Origin of the sequence: Sphingobacterium faecale (assembly GCF_016746095.1) — a bacterium.
In the GTDB taxonomy this organism is placed as follows: Bacteria; Bacteroidota; Bacteroidia; order Sphingobacteriales; family Sphingobacteriaceae; genus Sphingobacterium; species Sphingobacterium faecale.
The window spans coordinates 1-509 of sequence record NZ_JAERTY010000049.1 but is presented as its reverse complement, the minus strand read 5'-3'; the positions used below and the strand labels follow the sequence as shown (position 1 = coordinate 509).

Sequence of the window (509 nt, the reverse complement as noted above, 5' to 3'; positions counted from 1 at the left end):
AGAAAGCGCTGCAGGAGAATAAGATTCCTGAGGAAGAGCTGGCGGCGCAGCGGAGTACGATCGCGCGTGCGCTGATCGAGACCAACAAATATAGTAAAGACCGTATAATGAGCTTTTTAGTGTTTTTGAAAAGTTTTCTTTTTATACGAGATAAGGATTTAAATAGTAACTTTGATCAATACATTTATCAAGTGACAGGAGGCACGATTCAAATGGGAGTAATAGAAACAATCAAAAGACAGGAAAGAGAAAAGGGAATTGAAAAAGGAATTGAAAAAGGCAAGCGGGAGGAAGCTATCGCTATTGCTTTGGAATTCAAGAAAATGGGTTTACCTATTGCGGATATCGCCAAAGGTACCGGCCTTTCCGTCGAAGAGATCGCGAAACTGTAGGGACTTTTCTTTACTAGTAACTTTGATCAATACATTTATCAAGTGACAGGAGGCACGATTCAAATGGGAGTAATAGAAACAATCAAAAGACAGGAAAGAGAAAAGGGCATAGAAAAG

Annotated in this window: 1 pseudogene; it reads left to right on the top strand. The window is 39.9% G+C overall.

Annotated elements, in window-relative coordinates:
• Positions 1-392, top strand: a pseudogene (locus JKG61_RS22820) (hypothetical protein); the annotation flags it as partial.
• Positions 393-509: the final 117 nt, after the last annotated feature.